Consider the following 2,464-nt stretch of genomic DNA (forward strand, 5'->3'; position numbering starts at 1 on the left):
ACCTGCGGCGCACCCTGGACACGGCGGTCACCGTCGGTGCCGCGGCCGCGTCCGCGGGGCTGGAGACCATCGTCGAAGCCCACCCGGACGCGGTGCGCTGCCTGGACGTGCTGCTCGCCCTGGACCGCGACGGCGAGGGCGCCTCCCCCGACGAACTCGGCGTCTACGGCCTGCTGTTCCACCAGACCGGCCGCGACGAGCTGCGCCGCTTCGTCCGCCGCACCCTCGGCCCGGTGCTCGACTACGACGAGCGCCGCGGCGGCGACCTGGCCCGCACCATGACGACGTACTTCGCCTGCGACGCCAACCTCACCCGCACCGCGGCCGAACTGTACGTCCACGTCAACACCCTCTACCAGCGCATCGACCGCATCACGGCGCTGCTGGGCCCGCAGTGGCGGCACGGCGACCACGGGCTCCAGGCGCATCTGGCGGTGAAGGTGCACGCCATGCTCTCCCCGCCCGCGGCGCCGGGGTGACGGGCCCGGCCGCCGGCCGGGCCCGCCGCGGCGCGGGTGTCACAGCGCCGGTGTCAGAGCAGTCCCCAGAACTGCGCGGTGTAGTAGCCGGCGCAGATGGTGTCCGGGTAGTACGTGCCCGCGGTGCCGCACTGCCCGGGCACCGTACCCGGGTCGACGGGCAGGCCGTGGCCCATGCCGGGGACCGTGTACGTCTCCACCACGGAGCGGCCGGAGGCGTCCTCGTACGAGGCCCTCGTCGTGCCGCCCGGCAGCGTCGCCGTCTCCGCGGGTGTCTGCCCCGTACCCCAGACGTCCGTCCACTGGTCACGCGACTCGGCGGCGTTCGCCGGCACCACCGTGGTGTCTGCCGTGCCGTGCCAGACCGCGACCCGCGGCCACGGCCCGCCCCAGCCGCCGGAGGCGGCGCGTGCCAGGTCGCCCCACTGCTGCGGCGTCTTTCCGGACTGGACGTACATGCACATGTAGGCGTCGACGAGGCTGCGCGCGCAGCCGGCCGGCACGCCGGCGGCGACGGAACCGCCGGCGAAGACGTCGGGGTACGCGGCCAGCAGCTCCGCGGTCATGGCGCCGCCGGCGGAGAGGCCGGTGACGTAGACGCCGTCGGGGTCCGTGCCGTAGAGCGCGGCGGCGTGGTCGGCCATCTGCTTCACCGACAGCGCCTCGCCCTGCCCGCGCGCGGTGTCGGCCGACTGGAACCAGTTGAAGCAGGAGTTGGCGTTGTTGGCGCCCGTGGTCTGCGGGTAGACCACGGCGAACCCGTACGCGTCGGCCAGCTCGGCCCAGCCGGAGTGGCCGTGGTAGTCGCCCGCGCTCTGCGTGCACCCGTGCAGCGCGAGCACGAGCGGCGCGCCGGCGGGCAGACCGTCGGGGACGTAGGCGTACATGCCGAGGTTGCCGGGGTTGGAGCCGAAGCCGGTGACCGGCGTGAGGCCGGCCGACGCGGCGCCCGCCGGTGCGGGCGCCGCAAGCATCCCGGCGACCAGGGCGAGCGGCGCCAGCAGCGCGCACAGCAGGGCCCGGGGGCGAGCACGGGTGCGGTCACGAACCGCCATGGGGTTCTCCCGTCGTGGGGGGATGGCCGGGCGCCCGGCCCGGCATCCTTCCCGCGCCCGGCGCCTGGTCCCGCACGTTAGGTACGAACCGCCGCCGCGCCATCGGATGCGGCACACACTCCTGGGGACCCCGGCCTGTGGCGGGCCTCCAGTGGGGTGCGCGGGTCCGGCCCGGCGCTCACTCCCCGTAGACGAAGCAGAACGGGTGCCCCGCCGGATCCGCGTACACCCGGAACTCCCGGCTGCCCCCGTCGTCGTCCGTGTCCAGCGGCCGGGCGCCCAGCTCCAGCGCGTGCCGCTCCGCGGCCTCGACGTCCGCGACCCTCAGATCGAGATGGAGCTGCTGGGAGTTGTCGTCGGCCCGCGGCCAGTCCGGCGGGCGCAGGCCGGGCGCGCGCTGGAAGGCGAGCCGGGTGCCGTCCGGCGCGAAGAGGTCGTACCAGTCGTCGCTGTACGCCTTCACCTCGCCCCCGAGCAGTCCGCGGTAGAACTCGGCCAGCCGGCGCGGCTCCGGGCAGTCCACCGCGACCAGGCAGAACGTGGCGACGGGCATGGCGACCTCCTCGACGTCGACGTGACACCCGCCGAGTGCCCCGCCCGGGGGCGGCCAATCCTCGGATGGCCGCCGTGCCGGAACGCAACCCGTACGCGTCGCTACGCGAGCAGCACCGCGTTCCACACCGCCCAGATCGCGGCCAGCGGGAGGAAGACGGGCAGGAAGAGCCCTCTCATCACCCGGAAGGGCGGTCTGCCCGGGCCGTTCCACCGGTAGAACACCGCGGCCAGCCCGAAGAACCCTGCGACCAGGGCGGCGCTGACCAGACTGATGGGATAGGCGCCCTCCCAGCCGCCCTCGGTGCTGAACATGTAGCAGCCGAACACGGTCAGCGCGATCCCGGCCAGCAGGAACCAGCTCCCCGTGATCACCCG

General features: G+C 74.6%; 4 protein-coding genes. 1 reads left to right on the top strand and 3 read right to left on the bottom strand.

The annotated features are described in order from the left end of the window. A partial coding sequence (locus H5J30_RS27170; protein WP_181789961.1) for a PucR family transcriptional regulator occupies nt 1-479 on the top strand: 479 nt, incomplete at its 5' end. A gap of 53 nt (nt 480-532) precedes the next feature. On the opposite strand, the gene H5J30_RS27175 is transcribed toward H5J30_RS27170, so the two are convergent. From H5J30_RS27175 to H5J30_RS27185, 3 genes are all read right to left on the bottom strand, one after another. Then, nucleotides 533-1,534 carry an extracellular catalytic domain type 1 short-chain-length polyhydroxyalkanoate depolymerase gene (locus H5J30_RS27175; protein WP_258563559.1) on the bottom strand — a complete coding sequence of 334 codons (1,002 nt, stop codon included), beginning with the start codon at nt 1,532-1,534 and terminating at the stop codon, nt 533-535. A 178-nt stretch (nt 1,535-1,712) separates the two neighbouring features. Next, on the bottom strand, nt 1,713-2,087 hold the full coding sequence (locus tag H5J30_RS27180) for a VOC family protein (protein ID WP_181789962.1): 375 nt from the start codon (nt 2,085-2,087) through the stop codon (nt 1,713-1,715). Nucleotides 2,088-2,188: 101 nt separating this feature from the next. Then, nucleotides 2,189-2,464 (bottom strand): hypothetical protein (locus tag H5J30_RS27185; protein WP_181789963.1); only part of this gene is annotated, 276 nt, incomplete at its 5' end.

The sequence above is a fragment of the Streptomyces phytophilus genome (assembly GCF_013870535.1).
Classification (GTDB): domain Bacteria; phylum Actinomycetota; class Actinomycetes; order Streptomycetales; family Streptomycetaceae; genus Streptomyces; species Streptomyces phytophilus.

Bases quoted from the DNA above. Each gene is read 5' to 3' on its own strand.
- H5J30_RS27175 (WP_258563559.1), bottom strand. From the start codon at position 1,534: ATGGCGGTTCGTGACCGCACCCGTGCTCGCCCCCGGGCCCTGCTGTGC.
- H5J30_RS27180 (WP_181789962.1), bottom strand. From the start codon at position 2,087: ATGCCCGTCGCCACGTTCTGCCTGGTCGCGGTGGACTGCCCGGAGCCG.